Origin of the sequence: Pseudoalteromonas sp. Cn5-37, from assembly GCF_021532495.1 — a bacterium.
GTDB lineage: Bacteria > Pseudomonadota > Gammaproteobacteria > Enterobacterales > Alteromonadaceae > Pseudoalteromonas > Pseudoalteromonas simplex.
The window spans coordinates 77987-102607 of sequence record NZ_JAKGBA010000001.1 but is presented as its reverse complement, the minus strand read 5'-3'; the positions used below and the strand labels follow the sequence as shown (position 1 = coordinate 102607).

Sequence of the window (24621 nt, the reverse complement as noted above, 5' to 3'; positions counted from 1 at the left end):
ATTGATAAATCATTATTTCGAGCTAGCTTTAGATATTAGATACCTTAATTGATTAGGAGACACGGACGTCATGAAAGCCATAATCATTTATCTAATATCACTTACACTACTTTGTTTTACCAACACATCACTTGCTGCCACCACAGAATACTATAAATGTGTCACAGACAGAGGCACGGTATTCAGTGAGTTCCCCTGTGGTAGCCGTGCAACCAAGCATAAAATTCAAGTAACCGATCCAGACTTAAAAGCACCGCAAAACTTTGTTAAAGAGCTCAACGAGCTTGAGCGCCAGCAAATTATCAGAAACCTCGAAGCTGAAATTCGCAGCTATAAACACCGGTTAGATATTTTAAGCCGTGATCGAGACCGAGCTCAGTACCAGCAAGAGCAGCGCTTAAACCGAATTTTGTCTGACAAAGAAGCAAAGCAAATTAGTAAAGACATCAACAAACAGCTAAAAGCAATTAACAAACAATACGGGCGCGACGTAAAAAGTGTTAATAAAAAACTCGCAAATCTAGAGAAAAAACTCGCTCGCTATAATTAAATACACTTTACTATTGGGTTTGAAGAATAAATAACATATTCTTAACACCAATAGAGTTATTGCTCTATGTTGGTATTAGTAAGGAGTTTATATGCAGCCACAACACATTGCAGAGTTAATTTTATCTGGGTTTCGCAATCACTATAAACTCTTTCAAGCAATTACAGCCAAAGCACCACTTGCGTTTGCACATCGTGATTGGCAAAAAATAAATGAGATTAGCAAACTCAGAATTAGCCATTACGATGATCGGGTTAACGAAACCATTGCTAAGCTCAAGTCGCTCAACGAACAGCAAATTATTACCTTAGATCAAACCTGCTGGCTCGAAACCAAACAGCTTTATCAGCAATTTTTGCGCTTTCACCCTCAGGCAGAACTTGCCGAAACCTTTTACAACTCTGTTTTTTGTCGTTTATTTCATCGTCGTTATTTTAATAATGACTTTATCTTTGTAAAAGCAACGCTTGCAGATGCCCCCGCACTACCAATGGAAGTTGAATACCGCAGTTACCACCCTGTTGTTGATGGCTTAAGACCCACAATACGCAAAATTATTAATCAGTTTGATTTTAAAGCGCCCTTTGTTGATTTAGAACGCGATATTCGCTTGCTGGTAAAAGCCTTTTATAAACAAGCGCCCGACACACATCATCAAGCATGGCAAATGCGCTTTGATATATTACAAGCCCCGTTTTACCGAAACAAAGCGGCTTATATTGTTGGCCGCGTTGTATCAGAAAGTGGCGTACAGCCATTTATTATTGCGGTGTTACACCATGAAGACAAAGGGTTATACCTCGATGCCCTACTCACCAAATCATCGCAAATGCGGGTTATCTTTGGTTTTGCGCGCGCTTATTTCATGGTTGAAACCCATGCGCCATCAGCGTTAGTGCGCTTTTTAAATCAACTTATGCCAAACAAGACCCTGGCAGAGCTTTACAATGCAATAGGTTTTCATAAACAAGGTAAGACCGAGTTTTACCGAGAGTTTTTAAGTCATTTAGATCATTCAAACGATCAGCTTGTAATTGCCCCTGGTACACCGGGTATGGTGATGATGGTATTTACCCTGCCGTCGTTTGGATATGTGTTTAAAGTCATTAAAGACACCTTTGGAGAAAGCAAACCCTTTGGCCGCGATACCGTATTAAAACGCTACCAATTAGTAAAAAGTCATGACCGTGTTGGCCGCATGGCCGATACCATAGAGTATTCGAACGTCGTATTTCCACTGGCTCGATTTGATAGTAAATTACTTGCAGAGTTACATAAAACGATTGGCTCTTCGATGATTATTGAAGGCGAATGGTTAATCATCAAGCATTTGTATATAGAAAGACGCATGACACCGTTAAATCTGTATCTTGAAAATGCCAGTGAACAACAAGCGTTTGAAGCAATAGAAGAGTATGGCCAAGCTTTAAAAGAAATGATCGCCGTAAATATTTTCCCAGGCGACATGCTGTTGAAAAACTTTGGGGTAAGTAAACATAATCGCATTATTTTTTACGACTATGATGAAGTTCAGTACCTAACAGACATGAACTTTCGCGCCTTACCAAAAGCAAAGTCGTACGATGATTACTTAACCAATGAGCAAAGTTACTCTGTGGCACCGCAAGATGTGTTTCCAGAGCAATTATGTACCTTTGTGACAGCAAATCCGGTGTATAAGCAATATTTATTGAGTACACACCCAGAGCTTGAAGATCCAGCCTATTGGCGACAAGCACAATACAATTATAAGCAAGGTGTAGTTAGCCACATTTATCCATACCCTGCTGCACAACGATTTATCCATTATTGGTAAACACCAAGGACACACAATGAATATAAGTAAAATAGATTTAAACTTACTTGTTTACCTAGATACTTTACTAAGGGAATGTAATGTAACTAAAGCTGCTAACCAGCTAAGCATTACCCAACCTGCCATGAGTAATGGCCTAAAAAGACTCCGTAATTTATTCAACGACCCTATTTTAGTGCGTACCAGCGAAGGTATGGTACCGACAGAGCGCGCAAAAGAGTTGCAGCCGGTGATCCGCGGCATTTTAATGACCCTTGAAGAAACACTTGCACCAAATCGCGAATTTGAAGCATCACAAAGTAAACGTGTTTTTCGTATCATGGCCAGTGACTATGCAGCTAGCACTCTTGCCCCACGCTTATTAAGTAAATTACACGAAGAAGCGCCCGATACTACACTCGATATTTTGACCCCAAGTGATGTCACCTTCCACGATGTTGAAAACGGTAAGGTAGATATGGCTATCAACCGCTTTGAAAACTTACCGCAATCGTTTCACTATAAACAAATATGGAAAGACAGCTTTTGCTGCTTAGTAAAAGCAGATAACCCGATTATCAAAGACTTCAGCCTAGACAGCTATTTAAAAGCGCGCCACATCTGGGTAAGTAAAACAGGCTTTGGTGTAGGTGTGGGTATGGACCCTAAAGATGTGCAAAAGCTAGGTTGGGTAGATGAGGCACTCGCTCACTTTGGTAAACACCGTAATATTGCCACCTTTACCCGTAACTACCACGTAGCCATTCACTTAGCGAAAGAACAAAACTTGGTTGCAACGTTGCCTTCAAAAGCCGCAAATATTTATTTAGATGATCCGGGCCTTAAAATTCTTGAGCCGCCATTTCCTATTCCGCCATTTGAGCTCGATATGATTTGGAGCCCGCTATTACACCGTGATGCAAGCCATATTTGGTTACGCCAAAAGGTTGCAGAAGTAGCCGACGAGCTTAAGTAAGATTTTACCAACCAGATTGTAATTATTGCTGATAAGCAAGATGTTAGCTTAGCTTATCAGCAGTCCCCCTTCTTTTAAAAACCAATAACCACTTGAAATACAATAACTTTATATTTAAGTAATGAACTGGAATATGCTTTGCAAGTACCTAATTGCATTGTTTTTAATATTCAAAAAGAGGTCATTATGAATACTCATCAAGGACAAGACGTTCATCATATTGCAGATATCATCCAAGTTATGAATAGCGGTATCGATTTTTATGAAAAAGCACAGGAAAAAGTAACCGACCCAAGCATAATTGCCTTATTTCAACGCATGATAGATGCGCGTAAAGTAAGTGTTGAGCGCTTACAACCTTATGCTATTAACGAAAATGGCGAGCGCGAAAATGGCTCTGATTTTGCTGTAGAAGCGCGTAAAGCTTATACATCAGTAATCACCAAACTCGGTGCCGACAAAAACGCTACCTACGTTAGCGAGCTTGAAGAAGTTGAAGATAAAACGCTAGCCGAAATCAAACATGCGCTTAAAAAGCCACAACCCCATGATTGTGAAGCCGCGTTATCTAAAACCCTGCTGACAATTCAAAGTTGTCATGCTGAAATGAGTAAAATGAAAAAGCATTAAATTGTGAGAGTGCAAAGCCCCGTTAAGCTGGGCTTTTATATTGTTAGAATAGTTAAATATCATCCCTAGACTCTGTAACTAAATCCCTATAATTGCCATATTAAGCGTAAGTCTAATCTACCAGGTAGCAATGTTTCCGTAATTGATTGTTAAAGTTTATCTCGAAAACTAGGGTTATTTTTATGTTTGATTATTCCCAGCCTTGTTAACTCTACAAACAATTTTTTTAATGTTTCATTTTGTTTTGAAGTCCTGTTTTTATTTGTAACTAAATCACAATAAGACTTTTGTAACCTCTTTATTTTTTGTTCATTTTTACGGCAATCAATACACTTTGTGCAGTGCGCATCAATATAAAATCTGAGTACCTCAAACCAATACTTTTGCTCCAAGGCAAAGAAAATAAAAGGTCTATTACATACCTCACACAACTCTTCTATATCAATGTATTTCTCCCTCGGATAAACCCCATAATTCTGTTTCTCTGTATTAGCAGGTATAGCTGTCCCAACGAGAAACTTAACGTGTTTATATCGCCAATAAGAATTTTTTATTTCTGTTACAGAGTATTGGTATCCAGATCGAATCGGCTTACACCCATAACGGGGATGATTTACATAAGGTGACATAAACAACTCTTTCCTTATTCTTGACAGCTACCAGTCTTGTTGCCCAAAGTTTCTTGTCAATTAGCCCTTTTGCTAAATTCAGTAAAATATGTCACTTAAAAATAGCTGAGCTAGCAATTTGAGCCAGAGCCACCATTTAGATAATGCATAAAGTTTTTATAAACAAACTCTTTAAATACTTTTATTCTCATTGGTTGATGTTTATCTCGTAAAAAGACCAAATAGAATGGCGTTGCCTTAGGGTGCCAATGCTTAAAAACAGGGATCAAGGTGCCGTCATTTAACTCCGAATTACAGTAAACTTCTGGAACTCGGATTATGCCATTACCACGCAATGCAGAGTACACCATTACTTTGCCATTTTTGCACTCAAGATCACCTTGGACGATGACCTCTTGCTTCTCATTTGTATGCTCACTTAATAGAGTCCATGTATTCAATGAACCTGCTATACACTTGTGATTAATTAAATCTTTTGGGTTTAATGGTTCTCCATGCTTTTTAATGTACTCTGGGCTCGCATAAATGCCTATTGTAAGCTCAGTTAACTTTCTTGCGATTAATGATGAATCTGTTAAGTCTCCCATTCTGAATACAAAATCAAATTCGCCTGCTACTAAGTCGACTCTTCGACTACTAAAATCTAACACAACATTAATTTGTGGGTACTTCTGCATAAAATCAGTAACCATTGGGCCAATAACATTTTCACCAATGTACCCCCCGACACAATTTATTCTAATTTCACCTGATGTATGTGACGCAGTATCTGATGTTATATCTATAGCATATTCAATGCGCTCAAAAGCTTTTTTACATTTATCGTAAAAAAGCTCACCAGATGGTGTTAAATGTTGCGTACGCGTCGTCCTAACTAACAAACTGACACCTAGACCAGCCTCTAATTGAGATAGTTGTTTAGAAATTTGTGAGCGAGAGCACATTAATTTATTGGCTGCTTTTGTAAAGCTTCCCTCTTCGACCAAAATAAGAAAGCTATTGATATCAGCATAATTGATGTCTTTTTTCATGTTTTATACCCATTAAAATCAACTTAACCACATAGATTCGCTCAAATTTGTAAACAGTATTGTGAATTAATGACTATATATCATCAAATCTTTAATAAATAAAATAAGCTTCAGAAAAACATCATTAGAAATAGATAGTTAAAACTTAAATTCACCTAGAGGAGTAATAAATGAAAAAGTTAGTAGTGATTACTGGAGCAAGTTCAGGCATTGGTGAAGCTATTGCTAAGCACTTTAGCGAAGCCGGTTACCCACTCTTACTTGTTGCAAGACGAGTTGAAAAATTAAAGGCTTTGAATCTTCAAAATTGCATCTGTGAACAGGTAGATGTTACTGATAAAGAAGCGTTTTCTAATTCTATAGAAAAAGCTGAGGCACAATACGGCCCTGTTGAGTGCTTAATTAATAATGCAGGTGTCATGTTATTAGGCCAAATAGATACACAAGAGTCTACTGAATGGCAAAAAATGTTCGATGTTAATGTTTTAGCATTACTAAATGGTATGCAAGCTGTTTTACCTGCTATGAAAAAACGTAATAGTGGCACCATAATTAACGTTAGTTCAATAGCTGGTAAAAAGACATTTGCTAATCATGCAGCTTATTGCGGCTCAAAGTTCGCCGTATCAGCAATTACAGAAAATGTTCGAGAAGAAGTGGCCGACTTTGAGGTACGCGTAACAAGTATTTGCCCTGGTGCCGTTGAGACAGAATTGCTTGGCCACACAACATCTGATGATATTAAAGCAGGTTACAACGAATGGAAAAAAACTATGGGTGGAGTACTAATTGCTGATGATATCGCTCGTGCTGCGCTATTTATTCAAGAGCAACCACAACATGTGTGTGTTCGTGAATTACAGATTGCTCCTACCCGTCAACAACCTTAATCTAGCAATAACCTAAAAGTTTAATGTACGCCAATTCACTCATTGAGTAATAAAACTAAACATCCCATCGACAAGGGCTCAAGTTGATGGGGTGTTCATCATTGCGTAATTTTCATTTTAAACGAATCAATCAACTAAACTAAAAGTAAAATCGGTGAGTGTTCGAAAACCTATAACTAGCCCTAATCAGAAAAATAATCTCGCTCAAGGTGAGAAAAAATTACTGTTAGATCATTTAATGCCATCAAAATTATAAAACACTTTATGCTCTATGACTGGCTAAAGTTAACGTTCTGTAAACATAAGCTAGCCTATAAACATTCATTTATTAATGTGTTTGTTATAGAGACTTTTCAGGTAAGTCACTTATTTTGTATATCACTCTTGGTCCCATACAAAATGTTATTAAACCATCATCTCTTTTCGGAAACTTATAATAAATGGCTATAGAAGCTTTATCTAGCATATTAGTAGCAAGCTGGAAAGTTGAAACTCTATAAGGTCTCAATTCTAGACTGTGTTCTAGATCTAATGGTTCATTAACAAATGTGGGAACAGTTAATACAGGTTGATCAAAATTGCTTTCAAACGAAATTTCAGCTCGAAAAGCTTGAGCGTCGCCGTAATCCAAAGGGTAGTAAACTTCTATATGCGATATCTCACCGTAAATACTTTGAGTTTTAAAAGCTGATAACCCACTCGTATTTTCAGTCGAACAAGCAAGACTAAACAAGGGAGTTAATGAAAGTAAAAATACTAGAAATCTCACTGTATCTCCTGAAAGTAAAAAGCCATTGCAATAATTTGGTAAACACTATTTATCATTCAATTTGTTGGGGATATCAACATAAATTTCTTTAGATTACATATAGCTATAAGCTTACTTTAATAAAAACTTAAACTCTCCATCGAGATTCAGGCCAAGACGTTAGAAGAAAGAATTATTAAGAAAACGTCAAAACTTTTTAATTTCACAAAACCTTCCATGATTTATAATTCTCACCTAAATGGGGCAAAAAATGCTTCGCTAAAATACTCAATAAAGGAGCGTAGGCAAAGTTTTACTACCTCTTTAGGTAGCTTGTTATGTTACTGACGATAATAAAACAAAGAATAGCTTTATTAAAATCCCCGTTATCGACACAAAAACAAAAGCTTCACCTAGCTTGTTGTAATACGCGCGTGCTTTATTTAAACCAACACCTTTGTCCTTGGCTCTCCTGTAATATATTTTGGCTAAACCAAAATCAATTTTTAACAACTTCTTTGTTGGAGCAAAGTAAATACACAATCCGCCAATTCCAAAGCCTAAAAGAACAATATAATCCATAACAATTTCTTCATAATACTCTATTCAGCGACTGCTTGATGTTTGGCTTATATGTGAAGCTGAGCGACCCATCACCAGAGTTATAACACTCACTCCAAAGCCTACCAATGGCAAGCTTTAAAAATTGCGCCATCCCAGTTTCCTTAATTCACCACTACTCCATGAAAACATGACGCCAGCATTTAATAGTTGGCTAAAATAATGAACACAATGAGTAAAGCCAAGCATTTCACGTCCTTTTAAGTAACACTTATGTGCACTTATTCACTGTAGCCAAACCTAGGTCTATATTAGCAACAATATACCCATACTCTTTCTTCGTTAAATTATTAGACTGATATTGCTGCTTAACTAGTTCATGAGTCCAAGCCTTTTCACACGGAGCTAAGGGAATAGCTGTATCAATCGATAAAAGATGCTCTTCTTTTATCACTCCGCCTTTTTTCACAATACTTTTGGCACAAAGGCTTAAAGCATATTCAACAGCAAATTTATCGACACTTGGCATACCAATAAACTCTACGTCACAAGCAAGCTTTTCATTGCCTTCAGTATCAACATAATAAAGCTGACTAGAAGTAGTACAGCCTAAGCTAAAGAAAACTATAACGAGCAATAACATATACTTGATGTTCACTTTATTACCTTTAAATAAATTTTTATGCTTTGACTTTAGCCAAACCTTGCTCCGTTAGCCTATACACAGTGCTGTAATACTCATTAAAAGCTATGTAAAAAACTTATTTTAGAGATTTCTATACTAATCACTTAAGACATAACTACATCATAGAAAATGTATTAATGTTAGCTAAAATCACTGAGGGACGGACATCTAGCCAATATTTAGACGCCCTAATTCTTTTTCACTTTGCTAGTTTCCAATTTCCCGTGATGACGCCGGATATGTTTGATTAAACCTAATTGGTTAAATTCAAGTGAAACAATATTGGTTTTATTGTACTCTATAGTTTTTTCTAAATGAGCTGGTTTAACTTTACCGGATTCAGTCATTTTTACAAAAACTACGTTAGCGCCAACCATAATCTCATTTATTTCGATTGAACTATAGATAACTTCATCATTTAGCTTACTTATCATATCCTCGCGGAGTTTTGATTTTTCTGAATTAACAAATTTAAATTTGACGTGTTCATCAATGAAATCATCGGCTAGCATCGAGACAAAATAGTCTATTTCGTCACAGTATATTACTCGCATTGTCAAGAAAACGACCCTGTCGCACGTTTTTATCTTGAGGTAAAAGCGAGAACTCCTAAATTTTAATAACACTGGCAATTAGTTAACAAGTTTGTTAGAGATAATCTAATAAAAAAAACGAGCTACGCTGTGGTAGAAAAACGCGCGATTAGTTCGCTATAAACATGTTATACCATTTGAATAAGTAAGGAGAAACATGAAGTTACCTGATGAGTTCCAAGATGCTCATACAACGTGCATGTACATGCATGATGTAATGGTTGAATTTTTACGCTCTGGTGAAGAACAAGGTGCCTTTAATCAAAAGTTTACGTTTGAAGAGCATGAAATATCTTCTCTGGAAAATATCGACGATCAAAATATCTTGGACTGGTTAGAGCAAAATGGAAAATTTGCACATCGTAACTTAGTTATCCGGACCGTCGTTTTACCTGCTGTTCTATCTGATATGTTGCATTGCTTCTTTGAAGCGCTTGAATCGGCAAAAAAGGGAAAGATGGCAGTATCGTTCATGTTGCTTCGCAAACCTATCCAAGAAAGCTTATATCTACTAGAAGCAATGGCAATAAGTGAAGTCGATTTTGTTCAAAAATTATCTGAAGACCCTATGTTCCTCAGACCGAAGAACGGTGGTGGCCCAGAGGGGCACACTAAGCGAATTAGTAAAGTTCTGCAAAAAATCGGCATGGCAGAACTATTAAGTCCAGAGTATTTGGCGGAGTTACGTTATCAAAAATCAAGCTTCGATAGCTTTGACCGAATCTGTAACCAAGCGACTCATTTGTTTACGGAACATAAGGCTATCAAAACAGAGCTCTTGAACATCAATTTTGTGTTTTCTGGCGGTAGTCAAATTTATTCACAGCAACGATATTTGTACACGAGGCTTCCATACGTTTTGTACTACACATATTTCCTATTTGAGTATATAGCGTCCAGATTATGCCCAAGTCCACCGGAATATGTTGAAAATATAAATCGTCGAATCATGGCATATTTTTTAATCTCCTATATGCAAATCGAGGATGATTTACTAACCGATTACATGGAGGCGCTGGCACTTGGTTTCTGTCGAAATCTTTGTTTAGATGTATCTGGTGAACTAGATGTAGAAGCCATGGTTTCAGAGTTAGAGTACATAACTGAAACTGGAGAGCTTAGGTGTTAGCAATGGTATAACAAAGCATTTAATAGTGATTCGCAACGCTTGGCTCAAGTATAGCCAAGTGTTGCTCACACCTTAATGCGGCGTTACTGATTAAATACTCTAACGTGTTTTTGTCCAAAAACGAGTTCATCCAACAGCCTGCTTCACACGTTTATAAGACTCCCATATTTTATTAAGGCCCACCAATCTAACGTGACAAGATATAATAAAGGTTGATGATAACTAAGCTCCCCTAAAAAAGCGTTCCTACTATTTAACATCTAGCTCCATTACAACACCGTCTTCATCGTCTTCTTCGGTGACCACAAAACCAAACTGAGAATAAAATTTGCGCATCATATGGTGGCCAGGCATATAGAGTATGGTTATTTTTTTACATTCTGGAATTTTTTTCATCTCGTTAATTACTAATTCTGTTGCGATTTTACCTATACCTTGGCCTTGATATTTTACATCAACCATAAACTGAGCAATGTAAAACTCATCAGGTAGCCCTTCTTCAAGCTCTTGGTAGTATTGAATAAAACCGACAACCTCATCTTCACGATATATTGCTCGATTAACATAATGGGAATAAAAGCTTGATTCAGCGATAGACTCTGAATTTAACGCTACGTAATCCTCTTGCTCTTTAGTTATTTCTAAGTGAATTACATCTAGCCAATTATCCTTCGTAACATCACGCAAAGTTACATTCATAAAATTCCCTTTATTTTTTCAGTAAATGTATAGATATGGGTAAAGTGAATAAAAACAATACATAATTGAAAAATATGACTTTAACTATATACGACAACTTTTACATTAAAATCGCTTGGTCGTTAAACCACCAAGTTTATTTGGTAATCAAATAATCGGGAGCACCGCCAAGCGATTTAGTTTTATTTATTGACCCGTTAAACGCTTAGCAAATGAAATTGCATAGGCTGTTGAGCGTAATTTAAGTACTTTGTCATCACTTGGCATAAAACCTTTAGACAACAGGTTTGGGTCATAATTAGTAAGATCGCAGCCTGACTCACCTGTTGATTCTATGGTTAGCTTTCCTAATTCAATTGTTCTGCGATCCGCAGGCCATTGTACTGAAGGATCCGTTAACGCATCACCCGGCTCGGCTAACTCTGCTTGAAAACGATAATGCACCTTCCCTTTCGCTAAATCCACTTCAAGTCGCTTAGCTAGAAAAGATTTAGGGAAGGTTTTCATTTGCTCTTCTGTTAGCACCAGTTCTGGCTCTTCTGGCACCATGGTCCATCTAAAGGCATGCTTAGCGCCCTTTTCATCAACCATGTAAAAGGTATGCACACCAAAATAACGTGAAGACACATACGATGCTGGCGGGTTATGGCTTTGCAGCCAATTAAATTGCCCTAAAGTACTCGGGTTCTGCTCTCTGTATGCTTTTACTTTTGCAAAATCAATTTGCCCTGTTTTTTCGTCAGGTACTAAGGTACTAAGCAAACCAAAAAACGCATCTGGGCTGTTGCCTGGAAATACAGGCGTTGTTAGCCCTGCAATATTGTGCACATCACCATTTTCTAGTAAAAACTGCACCCCCATTCCGCGTGGAGAACGTGATGTTTCATCAGCGTGAGGGTTACCCCCGCCCATAGAAAAGCGAATATTTGTTTTTGACGGTGCGTTAAATAAAGGGCTGATTGAATACTGCTTTGCTGCTTGATTAGGTGTAAATGTGCCAACAGCGCACACCCCTTTGGCGTGACCTTTTCTGATACCGGGCTGCTTACCTGACAGCTTTTCGAATAAATTAATAAAATCTTGCCCGTTTACTGATTGCTCAGCAAAACTTGCTGTCGGTAAAACAAGACACATCGCACAAACTAAAGACGTAATTTTTATCATTTATCCATCCTTTAAACTTAGTTCCGACAAAAATGACCAGATACACTTCGAAATGATTTCATCAAAGTTAATAAATATTTTTACCAACAAAAACGCTACAAACATTTAATAAACTTAGAATATTTATTTAACCACCGTTTTTTTAAAAGCTGCTAACTTTAAATTTAGGATCCGAAAAACTGCTGTGGCGCCCAGCATTTTAAAATAATCCGTGGTATTAATCACGACTATGGCTAGTCCACTTAATCGTAAATTTTGTGGCTTGGTCAAAAACAACAAGGACCTAATTATGGTGAAACAACATAAAAAAACCACTGCAAACGCTGATGCAGATATGACCCCTATGCTCGATATTGTGTTTATCTTGCTGATATTCTTTATCGTCACAACCTCATTTGTTAAAGAGCGCGCTATTGAAGTCAATCGCCCTTTAGCAAAACCAAGTCTTGAAAACCCTAAAAAACAAGCGCAATTTACTATCACTGAAAACGGCAGTATTTACTTTGCAAATAGGCTTATCACACCAGAGCAGATAATCGCTAACCTTGCCTTATTTGCCGCACAGTTTGAAATGACCAATGTGCAAGTAACAGCAAGTGAGCGAAGCAGTCACAAAACCTTAGTAACCTTGCTTGATAAAATAAAACAATATCAAGATGTGCCAATTGCTATAAGCACGTCTTTATAACTAAAAAAGGGCCTAACGGCCCTTTGCAAGTTAAATAATAAAGGAATCTAAAGGGAGTTTAGAACTTGTACTCTGCACCTACGTAGTAGTACGCACCATTAAAACCAAATGGTGCTGAACGACGTGAGTAAGTGAATACACCAGGGCTTGAAACAATTGTGTTGCCGCTAGCATCAACAATCGTACCCGAGCGTGAATTACCAATGGTGTTCTTATCTGGGTAAACATCAAATAAGTTATTTGCACCAATGTTAAATGATAGGTTTTCATTAAAGAAATAGTTAACTTTAACATCAGTTAAGATTTCAGCACCGTATGTTTGACGGCCACCATCTTCAACTGTGTATTCGCCGTAACGGTTTAGAGATAGGTTTACTGTCCAATCTTCTAAACGGTAAAGCGCACTTAAGTTAATGCGGTCTTCTGGTTGCCATTCTTCGATAATTGACGTTTCTTGGGCAGAAAACACATCTTCTACCGGAATAGTTTCAAGGCCACTGCCTGATGGCGTAAATAAATCAACCACATCAGTTTTAGTGAAGTTAGCAGCAAAGGTGAAATCTAGCGTGCCGCCAAGGCCTTCTGTGTTCCATGTAGCAACTAAATCAACACCTTCTGTTTCTGTGTCGGCACCATTTAAGAAGAACTGACCCGCACCTGCGCCTGAGCTTTCAAGTGCAGCATCTAGCGTATCTGATAAACCTTTACCTAAACGGTTAGAAATAACGATACGGTCGTCGATATCAATTGAGTAGTAATCAATGGTTAAATTGATATTGTCGGTAACGTTATACACAATACCTAAACTACGGTTTTGTGATTTCTCTTCTTTTAGCTTAGGAATACCAATTGATTGCGCTAAGGTACTGTCGTTTCTAAACGTACCTACTTGCTCAGCCACTAAGCTGCCATCATCGCCTACAACAAACTGTGTACTTACGTTATTAAAGTAAAGTTGTTGCATAGAAGGTGCTCTAAAACCTGTGCTTAATGCACCACGTAAAGACACATCTTCAGTCACAGACCAGTTACCCGCTAACTTAAAGTTAACTGTGTCACCAAAGCCTTTGTAGTTATCGTAACGCACCGCACCTGAAATAATTACATCATCGATAACATAGGTTTCTGCATCCATATAGAATGAGATCACATCGCGCGACTCATCAACAGATGATGCCGGATCTGAGCCACCAAACCCTTGCGTACCGCTTGCAGCGTCAACACTACCTACACCGCCATTCAAGCCAGAATAGATGCTCACACCATCAACTGTATCGTAATCACGGTATGCGTATTCGCTACCTTCAAGAATACGGAACTCATCAGTACGAAGCTCAGCACCTAGTGCTAATGAGAAGTTATCGTAATCTTTTGTGTAATCAAGATTTAAAGTTTGCAGTGATAATTCAAGGCCATATGCATACGCTGAACGCGGAATAGTGGCACGAATTTCATCAGCCGTTAAACCTTGGTCATAGCGAAGGTAGTTAGCGTAAGAGCCGTTGATAGTGTCGCTTGTTGTGTAATCAATGCTGTTTTCACCGTAGGTGTACGATAAATCAATGCTTGAGTCATTATCGAACGATTTTTTATAACCAAAGTTATAAGATACGTCATCAATTACAGTATTAATTTTCGGTAAGAAACCCATAGGAATGGTTGCATCACCATCTTGTAATACAGGGTTACCATTAGCATTAGCGTTGTGACGGAAAAACGCAGCTGATTCGTTTTCACGATTTGAATAAGTGATGAAGCCATATAGCTCACCACCAGCAAGTTCATAGCCAGTATTAACGGTTAGAGCAAATTGCTGTGAATCTGCATCACCAATTCTAAACGTATCACGAGGTGCCGTTAACTCACGAGGGTCGCCTGCTAAAAGCGTACCGTCATCAAGTTCAGTACAGCCGTAAAATTGACATGAGCCATGAAGGCCAGCACGGTTTGTCGGCGCACGGTCACGGTAGTTGATTGTGGTATTTAAATAACCTTCATCACCTAAAGCAAAACCTTTGTTGAAATCAACAGTTACAGTTTCGCCATCGCCTTCTGAATACTCACCGTAATTAATAGCCGCTTTACCGCCCTCTTCAGCGTCTTTTAATACGATATTAATAACGCCTGCGATGGCATCTGAACCATATTGCGCAGCAGCACCATCACGTAATACTTCAATACGTTTGATTGCAGCAGCAGGAATAGCATTCATGTCGGTACCCGCCGTACCACGACCTACTGACGTATTAATGTGAATAAGGCTCGCTTGGTGGCGGCGTTTACCATTGATAAGAACTAAGGTTTGATCTGGCCCTAAGCCACGTAATGTTGCAGGGCGAAGTGCATCAGTACCATCACTGATAGACGAGCTTGAAAAGTTAAAAGACGGTGCAATAGCCTGAAGCATACGGCCAACTTCTGTTTGACCTGTATTCTCGAGTGCTTCGGCACTTAAAATATCAACCGGAACCGGTAAATCTTCAACCGAGCGTCCTGCTACACGGCTACCGACAACGGCAATTTTTTCGATGTTTTGTTCTGCTGATTGATCTTCTGCTAACGCTTGCGTATTGGCGGCAAGCAGTAATGGCACGACTGCAGCGCTGACCCCTGATACTTTGATCATGTTATTATCTATCCTATCTACTTGTTTGAGTTTTATACTCAGCAAGCCTTGTTGATCAACAACCGCATCGAGCTCAGTGCCTTCTAGCATCGCATTCAGTGCATCAAGTTTGGTGTAAAAACCAAACACTGATTGCGCTTGATATTGCTTTGCTAATTCGAAAGAAAAAATGACTGTTTGTTCGGTTTGCTTTGCAAATTCGATTAACGCCAAATCAGCTCGTTGCGCTTTGATGTCAAATTGCAGCATTTGTTTTTCAGCCGCTATTGCTACTTGGCCTGCTGTAAGGCCATAAATAACAAAAGAGGCAGGTAACAACGGCAATTGCTTACTGCGCAATTTAAACAAACAAGTGAGGAAGAAAAATCCGCTATGTAAATTTAACTTTTTTTTAATTAATTTTTCGTGACGAGAAAGTGGCGCACAATTAACATCATTAGATTGGCGTATTCTCATAGACAGAACTAACCTTTTGCAGCGATAGTTAAGCTAACACGATGTTCACCTAAACGTTGATGTTCTACACCTAAGTTGACCTGTAAAGAATCAAGCAAACCTTTAATGTCACCAGTTTTAAACACGCCAGCCACTTTTAAAGAGGCAAGTTCTGGATCATTTAATTCAAAACGTGTGGCGGTATAACGACTCACCTCTTGCAGAGCTTCGTCTAAAGACTCGCCATTAAAAATCAGCATTTCTTGTTGCCATGCCAAATCACGTTGTACGTCATCAACAGATAACTGCTTAATTGGTTCTGTTTTACTTTGTTTTATCAGTGCTTTCTCACCAGATACAACAACATTAGCGCGAAGCGCTTTTATATCTTCACTGTTATCTGAGGCGTCTTTTAAACGATTAAAGTCGCTAGCATCAACCTGCGTACTCGGATCAGCAATCATCACCTTGCCCTCAGTCACCACTAGCTCTAGGTCTGAAGCGGTATTTCGCTGAACATTGAACACCGTACCAAGTGCAGTAAATGATTTATCACCAGCAATAACCGTAAACGGACGGCTCGGATCTTTGGCAACATTGAAGCGCCCTTCACCGCGACTCAAAATTAATTGACGACGATCGCCTGTGTAAGCAACTTCAAGTTTAGTATTGGTATTGAGCTGCACAATAGTGCTGTCTGGTAACACAAATTCAGCTTGCTCACCCACTTTAGTGCGGTAAATTTTGGTAAATTTGGCGTAGTCATTTTCTTCACTTTGCCAATAGCTTGAATAGATAAGCATGATACAACCAAGCAACATCACCACTAAAAAGCTGGCTGCGGTTGACATACCAAATACAGCAGGTTGTTTTTGCGGTGCTTTATAAGGAAACAAACTACTTAACTCATTAAGCACACTCATTTCATCCCACAAGGTCGCAAGTTCAAACAGTGCCTCTTGATGAGCCATACTTTGATGAGCCCAGATATGTAATTGGCTTACTTCATCTTTAGATAAGCCACGATCAATTGCACTGATCCAATGACTCGCTTGCTCTTGAATCATGTCTTTTGATGAAAATGGATGAACATTACTCATTTGCTCACCTCTTTTGCAGTGAACTCTGTGGTAGGGGTAAATGCCTGGGGTTGTACATCGTGTGATTTCATTGCTCGGTGAACATGTAATAAGCCTTTGGCTATATGTTTTTCAACAGTACTCTCGCTGAGATCCATTTTAGCTGCAATTTCCTTTTGGCTTAAGCCATAGACTTTTTTTAAGATAAAACATTTTTTAACCTGAGGGCTTAATTCGTTAGTTACTCGGCAAAAAAACAAAAAACGTTCTTTAGAAGTCACTTCATCTTCAAGTGCCATTGAACGCATATGATGCTCAACCTGTTGTTGTTCATCTAACGATTCTTTGTATTTATTGTCCCATTTAGCGATGTGATTCAGCGCTAAATGTTTAGCTGTTTTCAGCATGTAACTGTGAGTATATTCGATATTTTGCTTAAGATCAGCTTCATAACTTTTTATAAACGTTTCTTGTACAATATCTTCTACATCATCAGGGCTGACAATTCGCGATACAAAGCGCCTAAGCTTGCTCGATATCTCGGTAAAAGCGGTGATAACCCCAGTTTGTTCTGTCATCCTTAACTCACCTTTATTATATTTTTATTGCTTTAGGGTACGAGATTTCAGTTTAATTACAAGCCATTTGTTAAGTTTTTGTACCTTAAGTAAACAAAGATTTCATAAACTCATAAAAAACCTCTGTTTTGCGCGTCACTAGGCTGTTTTGTGGTTTTAAAAACCACACTGGTGCATCAGCATCAACTAGGCTATTAGGGAGTACTTCAATTAACCGCCCTTCGGCTAAATCGTCTTTAATTGCAATATAAGATTTAATCGCTATGCCATGACCTGCAATCGCAGCCTGTGTCATGTTATCTGAATTAGAGACAGTAAAACGCGTTCTCGCATTATAATTAATGACTTGTCCGCCTTCGCTAAATTTAAGCTGTCGCTGCCATGGCAAACACACCCAGTAATGGTCTTTAAGATCAGCCACCGACTTAGGTTGCCCATATTTTTCAATATAGCTCGGTGCTGCGCACAAAATACGTGAATTATTAACCAGCTTACGAGAAAGCAGGTTTGAATCTGCTAACTGACCAACTCGAATAGCCACATCTTGGGCATCATCCACAATATTCACAAATTGGTCTGTGATCATAAAATCGAGTTTTAAGTCGGGAAATTGCTGTTCAAAGTGGCCAAGCTCAGGCATCACAAATTTTGAAAATACCCAAGGCGGCATAGTGACTCGTAAAAGCCCTGTCACTGCTGAACCCCGTGCGCCAATTTGATGCTCTGCATCATACAAGGCCTCTAAAATGGCACCAGCACGTTGATAAAACAGCTCGCCTGCAGGCGATAAGCGTATTCGCCGACTATCACGAAACAACAATACAGTACTTAATGCTTTTTCTAACTTACTTAAGCGATGACTTACCGTAGCTGGTGAGAGGCCCTGAGCTTTAGCGGCGGCAACTACACCTTGGTTTTCAACTATGGCAATAAAGGTTTCTAAATCACATAAACTGTACATGGCTTTCATTCAATATTTTCGAATTTAGGTTTCAGTTTTGTATTGTATATATAAATATTTAAAACTCTATACTTGCTACTAATTGTAAAAAATGATTGGAGCATGTATGTCTTTAAAAACCCAAATCGACGCCTTTGAAGTGCAAAAGAAAGCCAATGTCCCAGCTGATATCTTAAATTTGATGGATGTAACGACTGAAAAACTAATTGCTGAACAATTAAGTGAACATGCTTTAAAAGTCGGTGATAAGTTTCCAGCATTTGAATTACCCGACAGCAAGGGCAAACAAATCAGCTCGACTGAACTGCTAACTAAAGGCCCGCTTGTGCTGAGTTTTTACCGTGGTGGCTGGTGCCCATATTGTAATTTAGAGCTACGTGCACTTAACAATATGCAACAAGCATTTGCTGATCAAAATGCACAGTTAGTTGCTGTTTCGCCTCAGTTACCTGATGAATCACTATCTACCCAACAGCAAAACGAGCTAGCTTATATGGTGCTTTCTGATGTGTCTAACTCATTGGCTAAAAAGTGTGGTTTGGTATTCACTTTGGATGAACGCTTGATCCCTGTTTACGATCAACTTGGTTTAGATATTCCAAAAGTCAATGGTGACGAAAGCTACGAATTACCATTACCAGCAACCTACGTTATTGATAGCCAAGGGGTAATTCAATTTGCATTTGCCCATGAAGATTACACTCTAAGAGCAGAGCCTTTAGATGTTCTTAACGCAGTTAAGGCACTAAATCATGTTTAAAAAAGTATTTTTTAGTCTAGTTTTATTGGTAACCCTAACTTACTCGGGAGGCACAATGGCAGAGTCTCAACACCAAGCAAAACCAAAAGTAATTGTGTTTGATGTCAACGAAACCTTGCTTGATCTTGAACAAATGCAAACCTCAGTCGCTAAAGCGCTTGATGGCAATACCCAGCTATTGCCACTTTGGTTTTCGACAATGCTTCACCACTCTTTAGTAAGTACGGTATCGAATGATTATCATGATTTTGGTGAAATCGGCGTTGCAGCACTGATGATGGTGGCAAGTAATAATCAAATTTCGTTAACCAACGAGCAAGCTAAACAAGCGATTGTGCCACCGCTTTTATCTTTACCTGCCCATAGCGATGTTAAACCAGCTTTAGCGAAATTAAAGCAAAACTACAAACTGGTCAGCTTTACAAATTCGTCAAACAACGGTGTAAAAGCACAGTTCCAACATGCTGGTTTAACAGATTACTTTACTCACCGTTACAGTGTTGAAGATATTAAAGTGTATAAACCCGATCTTCGCGCTTACAAGTGGTTGCTTGAACAATTAAATGTAGCGCCTCACGAAGCCTTGATGGTTGCTGCTCACGGCTGGGATGTAGCAGGCGCTAAAGAAGCGGGTATGCAAACAGCGTTTATCGCAAGGCCCGGTAAAGCGCTTTACCCACTGGCAAAGCAACCAGATTACATTGTTAAAAACCTTGAAGAGTTAGCCTCTTTACTAACGAAAAAGTAAAAAACGATTTAAACCCTTAAATTAACGCAAAGCGAAAATGCTTTGCGTTTTTTTGTGCCTAATAAAAAAGTAAACTACAGGGTGTACCTTTCTCTTTTTTGGGTATAAACTAAACGCTAATTGAAAATGCATAGTGACGTCTTTCACCCTGATAGACTACTTTTTATGTATACCTACTTAACAATTGGACTGTGGAGTAAACATGCGTCTGCCTTTCGCACCTGCCAAATTATCATTATCTGCGTTGTTATTAGTTTCTGCTCCTTTGCTACTGCAAGGTTGTTCTGAAGCGCCACAGCAACAACAGGGTCAAATGCACCCCGCCGCTGTCGCGACTATGACAATGGAAACTCACGATGCACCTTTTACTATTGAGCTGCCAGCTACGCTGTCTGGTTCAAAAGAAGTTGAAGTTCGTGCCCGTGTCACCGGTATTCTTGAATCACGCAACTTTGAAGAAGGTCAGCGTGTAGAGCAAGGCCAATCACTGTTTACAATTGACCTTGAACCTTATCAACTTGCGGTTGATCGTGCGCAAGCAGCACTTGATGGTGCAAAAGCAGCGCTTGTTCAAGCTGATCGTGATGTTAAACGATTAGCTAAACTACGTGCCGAAAAGTCCGTTTCACAACGTGACTACGATAACGCTAGTTCAACCAATGATATTGCTAAAACTGATTTAGCAGCTGCAAAAGTTGCCTTAAAAGAAGCGCAACTAAACCTTGAATATGCGCAAGTGAAAGCCCCTGTTGCAGGTGTAATGGGACGTGAGTTTGTTTCTGAAGGCACTTATGTTTCTGGTCCAGATTTATTACTGACTCAAATGACTCAGTTTGACCCTATTCGTATTCGTTTTGGCTTATCTGAGCGTGAACAACTGCAAATGCGTCAAGATGTTAAAAATGGCTCACTGACGTTACCTGAGCAAGGCCATTGGAAAACACAAATTAAACTGCAAGATGGCTCGTTATACGGACAAACCGGTGAAGTTAACTTCTCTGATGTGCGTATTAATCCAAACACAGGTACCAGTGAGTTTCAGGCAATTATTCCTAACCCTGATTTTCAACTTCGCCCGGGCCAATTCGTTCGCGTTGAGTTAAGTGGTGCAGTACGCAAAAACGCTTTCATTGTTCCGCAACGTGCAGTGCTTGATAACGGCACCGGTAAGTTTGTTTATGTAGTAAGTAAAAACGAGCAAGGTATGGATGTCGCTTTACCTGCCCCTGTTACTGTAGGTGAATGGATCAAAAAACCAGAAAACGAGCAATACCAAAATTTTTGGTTAATTCGCAGTGGGTTAAAAGAAGGTGACCAAGTTATTGTTGATGGCATGGCACGTATTTTCTTCCCGGGTATGCCAGTCAATGTTGGCAAACCAGCCGCTAACCCAAGCCACGCAGAATAAGCACAGGGAGTCTTATGTTTTCTCGTTACTTTATAGACAGACCCATTTTTGCGTTTGTTATCTCTATTGTTATTGTGCTTGCGGGCCTTGCTGCGATGCGCAGCTTACCTGTGGCGCAATATCCTGAAATAGCACCACCGGTTGTACAAGTAACCGCAGCCTACCCCGGTGCATCTGCCGATGTGCTTGAGCAAACGGTAGCGACACCGATTGAAAATGCCATTACCGGTGTTGAAGGCATGATGTATATGTCATCAACGTCAACCAGTGCAGGTTCAACGACCATCGAAGTTACTTTTGAAATTGGTACTGATGTTGACCAAGCAGCCGTTAACGTAAACAACCGTGTTAAGCAGGTTGAAGCGCGTTTACCTGAAGAAACACGCCGCCAAGGTGTGGTGGTTCAAAAAGGTTCTTCTAGCTTTTTACAAGTTCATGCCTTCTACTCACCAGATGGAACACGTTCAAGTTTATGGACATCAAACTATGTCACTATGAACGTGCTAGACCGTGTTAAACGTATTCCAGGCACTACCAGTGTACAAATTTTTGGTGCCAAAGATTACGCAATGCGTATTTGGCTGCGCCCTGATGTAATGAGCCAGTTAGGTGTTACTGTTGAAGAAATTGCAGGGGCAATTCGCGTACAAAATTCACAATATGCGGCAGGTAAAATTGGTGCAACACCAACTACACAATCTCCACAAGAGCTGGTTTACAGTGTAACTGCACAAGGGCGTTTGTCTGAGCCTGAGCAGTTTGAAAATATCATTATTCGTTCAAACACTGACGGCAGTAGCTTACGCTTAAAAGACGTTGCCCGCGTTGAGCTTGGCTCAAAAGACTATAACTTCAAAGGGACGATTAACGGTAAAGAAGCGGTACTGTTAGGTATCTTCTTGCAACCGGGTGCTAACGCTCTTGATGTAGCTGAAGAAGTAAACAGTGTTATTGAAGAAATGAAAAGCCAGTTCCCGACCGGACTTGCACATTTAACTTCTTACGACACAACCCGCTTTGTTGAAGTATCGATTCGTGAAGTTGTAAAAACACTGCTTGAAGCCATGGTATTAGTATTCTTAGTGGTGTACTTATTTTTACAAAACTGGCGCGCCACGCTTATTCCAACTCTTGCAGTGCCAGTATCACTACTGGGCACATTTGCCGGTATGTATATGCTGGGTTACTCAATTAACTCACTCACCTTATTCGGTATGGTGCTGTCGATTGGTATTGTTGTTGATGATGCCATCGTGGTGCTTGAAAACGTTGAGCGTATCATGCACGAAGAAGGGCTCGGTGCTAGAGAAGCCGCTGTTAAAGCGATGGGCGAAGTAAGCGGCCCGGTGGTGGCAATTGTTTTAGTACTTTGCTCAGTGTTTGTGCCAATTGCGTTTTTAGGTGGCTTAACCGGTGAGTTATTCCGCCAGTTCGCTATTACAATTTCGATTGCTGTAAGTTTATCGGGTGTCGTTGCTTTAACGATGACGCCAGCGCTTTGTGTACTTATTTTAAAACAAGAACACAAGCAAACTGCCCGCTTCTTCTTATGGTTTAACGACATGTTTACCAAGATCACCGGCCGTTACGTTGGTGCTGTTGGATTTATGGTGCGCCGTGGTCTGTTAGGTCTGATCTTAATGACAGGTATGATTGCCGTAACGATTGGCCTTTGGCAAAACACCCCAGGTTCGCTTGTGCCAGATGAAGACCAAGGTTATTACATCTCTGCAATCTTCTTACCTGACGGTTCATCACTTGAACGCACAGAGCAAGTCACGCAGCAAGTTGTTGAGGCCGTGCAATCAAACCCAGCGAACGAAAACGTGGTAGCGTTTACCGGTTTTGACTTTATTGGCGGTGGTTACAAAAACAGCGCTGCAACCTTATTCGTGACACAAAAACATTGGGATGAGCGCGAAGTTGATACCAAGGCGCTGGTGCAAGAGCTCTTCATGAAAACAGCAGGTATTAAAGAGGCGCTCGTTCTTGCCTTTAATCCTCCGGCTATTTTTGGTTTAGGTAACACAGGTGGTTTTGAGTTTTACATTCAAAACAAAGGTGATAGCGACCCAGACAAACTTCAACATGCAATGCAGTTGATGACAGCTGAAGCACAAAAGAGCCCTATTATCAGTGGCCTGCAAACACTTTGGCGCCCTGACGCACCACAGCTACGTGTTGATGTTGACCGTGAACAAGCTCGTGCCATGGGTGTAGAAATTGATGATGCGTTCACTGCCCTTGCCGGTAACTTGGGGACTTATTATGTTAACGACTTCAATAAATTTGGTCGCGCATGGCAAGTACTAATGTCTGCAGACGCTGAATTTAGAATGAAGCCTGATGACATTGGCCGTATCTATGTTAAAAACAACCAAGGTACTATGGTGCCGCTTTCAGCCTTTACCACTATCGAGTATAGCCGTGGCCCAGAAAACCTAAATCGTTATAACAACTTACCTGCTGTTAAACTGATGGGTAATGCAGCGCCGGGTTACAGTTCGGGTCAAGCTATTGCTGAAGTTGAGCGTATTGCACAAGCCGTTTTACCACCTAATATGACCTACGAGTGGACAGGCTCTGCATTCCAAGAGAAACGCAGTTCAGGCACCACAGGAATTGCCTTAGGCCTTGCTGTGATCATGGTATTTTTGATTCTAGCAGCGCTATATGAGCGTTGGTCACTACCACTGTCTGTGATGCTTGCCCTGCCATTTGGTACCTTTGGTGCGCTTATAGCAGTTTGGGTTGTTGGCATGACAAACGATGTGTACTTCCAAATTGGTCTGGTAACACTACTTGGTCTTGCCAGTAAGAACGCGATTCTTATTGTTGAATACGCCTTGATGAAACATCAACAAGGCTGGAGCGCAAGTACGGCTGCGCTTGAGGCTGCACGTTTACGTTTTCGACCAATCATTATGACTTCGCTTGCATTCATTTTAGGCGTAGTGCCTCTAGTACTTAGCTCTGGAGCAGGTGCAGGTGCCCGTCACAGTGTTGGTACCGGTGTAATGGGCGGTATGATGGCAGCGACATTCCTGGCTGTATTCTTTGTGCCGCTGTTCTTTTATTGGTTAACGGCGCGTAAGTTAACTGAAAAACGTTCAAGACAAGAGCTTGCTGATGAGATAGCAGCACATCATCAACAAGAACATGTTAAAACCCAAGAGGGTAACCTGTAAAAAATGAAGGGCAAACAATGAGTTTGCCCTTTTTTTGATTATTTGATTACTAGCAATTTACTGCTTCGAA

Annotated in this window: 23 protein-coding genes; 11 read left to right on the top strand and 12 right to left on the bottom strand. The window is 39.7% G+C overall.

Annotated features, from left to right (window positions below):
• Window positions 1-70 precede the first annotated feature (70 nt).
• The 4 genes from L1266_RS00490 to L1266_RS00475 all read left to right on the top strand — a co-directional run bounded on the left by L1266_RS00490 (window position 71) and on the right by L1266_RS00475 (window position 3951).
• Entirely contained in the window at window positions 71-550 is a 480-nt protein-coding gene (locus L1266_RS00490; protein ID WP_194442301.1) for a DUF4124 domain-containing protein, read from the top strand.
• Window positions 551-641: 91 nt separating this feature from the next.
• On the top strand, window positions 642-2366 hold the full coding sequence (aceK, locus tag L1266_RS00485) for a bifunctional isocitrate dehydrogenase kinase/phosphatase (RefSeq protein ID WP_054554699.1): 1725 nt from the start codon (window positions 642-644) through the stop codon (window positions 2364-2366).
• 16 nt (window positions 2367-2382) lie between these two features.
• Entirely contained in the window at window positions 2383-3321 is a 939-nt protein-coding gene (locus tag L1266_RS00480; RefSeq protein ID WP_054554698.1) for a LysR family transcriptional regulator, read from the top strand.
• A 186-nt stretch (window positions 3322-3507) separates the two neighbouring features.
• On the top strand, window positions 3508-3951 hold the full coding sequence (locus L1266_RS00475) for a ferritin-like domain-containing protein (protein ID WP_058584881.1): 444 nt from the start codon (window positions 3508-3510) through the stop codon (window positions 3949-3951).
• A 149-nt stretch (window positions 3952-4100) separates the two neighbouring features.
• On the opposite strand, the gene L1266_RS00470 is transcribed toward L1266_RS00475, so the two are convergent.
• Window positions 4101-4580 carry a zinc-ribbon domain containing protein gene (locus L1266_RS00470; RefSeq protein ID WP_235376566.1) on the bottom strand — a complete coding sequence of 160 codons (480 nt, stop codon included), beginning with the start codon at window positions 4578-4580 and terminating at the stop codon, window positions 4101-4103.
• Between the two features lie 110 nt (window positions 4581-4690).
• Window positions 4691-5611 (bottom strand): LysR family transcriptional regulator, encoded by a 921-nt coding sequence (locus tag L1266_RS00465; protein ID WP_235376565.1) that lies wholly within the window; start codon window positions 5609-5611, stop codon window positions 4691-4693.
• A 170-nt stretch (window positions 5612-5781) separates the two neighbouring features.
• Here L1266_RS00465 and L1266_RS00460 point away from each other — a divergent pair, with 170 nt between their 5' ends.
• Window positions 5782-6501, top strand: a complete 720-nt coding sequence (locus L1266_RS00460; protein ID WP_235376564.1) for an SDR family oxidoreductase — start codon at window positions 5782-5784, stop codon at window positions 6499-6501.
• Window positions 6502-6841: 340 nt separating this feature from the next.
• On the opposite strand, the gene L1266_RS00455 is transcribed toward L1266_RS00460, so the two are convergent.
• The 4 genes from L1266_RS00455 to L1266_RS00440 form a co-directional block, all read right to left on the bottom strand.
• Window positions 6842-7270 carry a hypothetical protein gene (locus L1266_RS00455; RefSeq protein ID WP_235376563.1) on the bottom strand — a complete coding sequence of 143 codons (429 nt, stop codon included), beginning with the start codon at window positions 7268-7270 and terminating at the stop codon, window positions 6842-6844.
• A gap of 315 nt (window positions 7271-7585) precedes the next feature.
• Window positions 7586-7831: a hypothetical protein gene (locus L1266_RS00450; protein WP_235376562.1), complete on the bottom strand. Its 246-nt coding sequence runs from the start codon at window positions 7829-7831 to the stop codon at window positions 7586-7588.
• 250 nt (window positions 7832-8081) lie between these two features.
• Window positions 8082-8468 (bottom strand): hypothetical protein, encoded by a 387-nt coding sequence (locus L1266_RS00445; RefSeq protein WP_235376561.1) that lies wholly within the window; start codon window positions 8466-8468, stop codon window positions 8082-8084.
• 215 nt (window positions 8469-8683) lie between these two features.
• Window positions 8684-9007, bottom strand: a complete 324-nt coding sequence (locus tag L1266_RS00440) for a hypothetical protein (protein WP_235376560.1) — start codon at window positions 9005-9007, stop codon at window positions 8684-8686.
• A gap of 238 nt (window positions 9008-9245) precedes the next feature.
• Between L1266_RS00440 and L1266_RS00435 the strand changes: the two genes are divergently transcribed.
• Entirely contained in the window at window positions 9246-10217 is a 972-nt protein-coding gene (locus L1266_RS00435; protein WP_235376559.1) for a hypothetical protein, read from the top strand.
• 249 nt (window positions 10218-10466) lie between these two features.
• Here the strand turns inward: L1266_RS00435 and L1266_RS00430 are convergent, their stop codons facing one another.
• Together L1266_RS00430 and L1266_RS00425 are read right to left on the bottom strand one after the other, a co-directional pair.
• A complete protein-coding gene (locus tag L1266_RS00430; RefSeq protein WP_235376558.1) occupies window positions 10467-10916 on the bottom strand; it encodes a GNAT family N-acetyltransferase in 450 nt (149 codons plus the stop codon).
• Between the two features lie 186 nt (window positions 10917-11102).
• Window positions 11103-12080: a catalase family peroxidase gene (locus L1266_RS00425; protein ID WP_235376557.1), complete on the bottom strand. Its 978-nt coding sequence runs from the start codon at window positions 12078-12080 to the stop codon at window positions 11103-11105.
• Between the two features lie 289 nt (window positions 12081-12369).
• On the opposite strand from L1266_RS00425, the gene L1266_RS00420 reads away from it, so the two are divergent.
• Complete coding sequence (locus L1266_RS00420; protein WP_235373585.1) at window positions 12370-12768, top strand: ExbD/TolR family protein; 399 nt, start codon at window positions 12370-12372, stop codon at window positions 12766-12768.
• A gap of 58 nt (window positions 12769-12826) precedes the next feature.
• Here the strand turns inward: L1266_RS00420 and L1266_RS00415 are convergent, their stop codons facing one another.
• From L1266_RS00415 to L1266_RS00400, 4 genes are all read right to left on the bottom strand, one after another.
• Window positions 12827-15643, bottom strand: coding sequence for a TonB-dependent receptor plug domain-containing protein (locus L1266_RS00415; protein WP_442960591.1), 2817 nt, complete (start codon window positions 15641-15643; stop codon window positions 12827-12829).
• A 215-nt stretch (window positions 15644-15858) separates the two neighbouring features.
• Window positions 15859-16929: a FecR family protein gene (locus tag L1266_RS00410; RefSeq protein WP_235376555.1), complete on the bottom strand. Its 1071-nt coding sequence runs from the start codon at window positions 16927-16929 to the stop codon at window positions 15859-15861.
• Window positions 16926-17486, bottom strand: a complete 561-nt coding sequence (locus L1266_RS00405; RefSeq protein ID WP_138618220.1) for an RNA polymerase sigma factor — start codon at window positions 17484-17486, stop codon at window positions 16926-16928. The genes L1266_RS00410 and L1266_RS00405 overlap by 4 nt, the downstream gene beginning before the upstream one ends.
• Before the next feature lie 85 nt (window positions 17487-17571).
• Window positions 17572-18447: a LysR family transcriptional regulator gene (locus L1266_RS00400; protein ID WP_187490448.1), complete on the bottom strand. Its 876-nt coding sequence runs from the start codon at window positions 18445-18447 to the stop codon at window positions 17572-17574.
• A gap of 106 nt (window positions 18448-18553) precedes the next feature.
• Here L1266_RS00400 and L1266_RS00395 point away from each other — a divergent pair, with 106 nt between their 5' ends.
• The 4 genes from L1266_RS00395 to L1266_RS00380 all read left to right on the top strand — a co-directional run bounded on the left by L1266_RS00395 (window position 18554) and on the right by L1266_RS00380 (window position 24551).
• Window positions 18554-19207: a peroxiredoxin-like family protein gene (locus tag L1266_RS00395; RefSeq protein ID WP_235376554.1), complete on the top strand. Its 654-nt coding sequence runs from the start codon at window positions 18554-18556 to the stop codon at window positions 19205-19207.
• A 55-nt stretch (window positions 19208-19262) separates the two neighbouring features.
• Window positions 19263-19955: a haloacid dehalogenase type II gene (locus L1266_RS00390; RefSeq protein ID WP_235376553.1), complete on the top strand. Its 693-nt coding sequence runs from the start codon at window positions 19263-19265 to the stop codon at window positions 19953-19955.
• 202 nt (window positions 19956-20157) lie between these two features.
• Window positions 20158-21363, top strand: coding sequence for an efflux RND transporter periplasmic adaptor subunit (locus L1266_RS00385; RefSeq protein ID WP_166339337.1), 1206 nt, complete (start codon window positions 20158-20160; stop codon window positions 21361-21363).
• A 14-nt stretch (window positions 21364-21377) separates the two neighbouring features.
• Window positions 21378-24551, top strand: a complete 3174-nt coding sequence (locus L1266_RS00380) for an efflux RND transporter permease subunit (RefSeq protein ID WP_235376552.1) — start codon at window positions 21378-21380, stop codon at window positions 24549-24551.
• Window positions 24552-24621 lie beyond the last annotated feature (70 nt).